The following is a 798-nucleotide window of genomic DNA, read 5'->3' as shown; positions in this document are numbered from 1 at the left end:
ATTTATGATAATATCTTTTTTAATTTAAATAAGCTTAATTACTTATAAAATTACTTGTATTCACTTAGTAATTTTATATTATTTTCTTGTTTCTAAAAACTTAACTAAGTTATTTACAGTTGCCATATCGCTTCTTTCTAAATCAGTTGGTTGAAGCTCTATACCTAATCTGCCTTCAATTTCTAATAATACTTCTATTATAGCTAATGAATCTAATAGCTCTTCTTCAAATAAGTTTAAATCTTGATTATTTTCTAAATCATCATATCCTAATACTTCTTCAAATATTTCTATAACTACTTGTCTCATTTTTATTCCTCCTTATTTATTAAAGTATCCTGAGAAAATCAGTAACCCAAAACATGCAATATTAAAAGTTATTACAATTTGCACAATTTCAAACCATTTCTCTTTCTTATGCTTTTTATAAAATTTAGATTTCTTTTGGTATATATCTGTTAGGATAAGTACTATCCCTTGATATACACCATATAAAATGTAATACCACGTTAAACCATGCCAAAATCCCATAGTTATCATTGTTATCATTTGAGCAACATGAGCTGCTGTAGCTCTCTTTTTAAATCTTTTCTTTCTCATAGAAGATATTACAAACCTTGAGAAAATATAATCTCCAAACCATCTTGAAAGACTTATATGCCATCTAGTCCAAAATTCTTTCATATCCTTACTTATAAATGGCTTGTTAAAGTTGTCCGGTGTTTTAATTCCTAGTATATAACTTGTTCCTACTGCAAATAAGCTATATCCTGCAAAGTCAAAGAATAAATATAAACT

At 26.4% G+C, this 798-nt stretch carries 2 protein-coding genes; both read right to left on the bottom strand.

What is annotated here, in order from left to right; all coding sequences use genetic code 11:
* Positions 1-78 precede the first annotated feature (78 nt).
* Positions 79-309, bottom strand: a complete 231-nt coding sequence (gene dltC, locus JWF52_RS18175; RefSeq protein WP_042276428.1) for a D-alanine--poly(phosphoribitol) ligase subunit DltC — start codon at positions 307-309, stop codon at positions 79-81.
* A 12-nt stretch (positions 310-321) separates the two neighbouring features.
* Positions 322-798, bottom strand: a 477-nt coding sequence (locus tag JWF52_RS18170; RefSeq protein WP_286184271.1) for an MBOAT family O-acyltransferase, incomplete at its 5' end; no start/stop codon positions are given.

The sequence above is a fragment of the Clostridium sp. CCUG 7971 genome (assembly GCF_017590215.1).
GTDB lineage: Bacteria > Bacillota > Clostridia > Peptostreptococcales > Peptostreptococcaceae > Faecalimicrobium.
The sequence above is the reverse complement of the archived record's forward strand: the minus strand, read 5'-3'. Positions and strand labels throughout refer to the sequence as shown.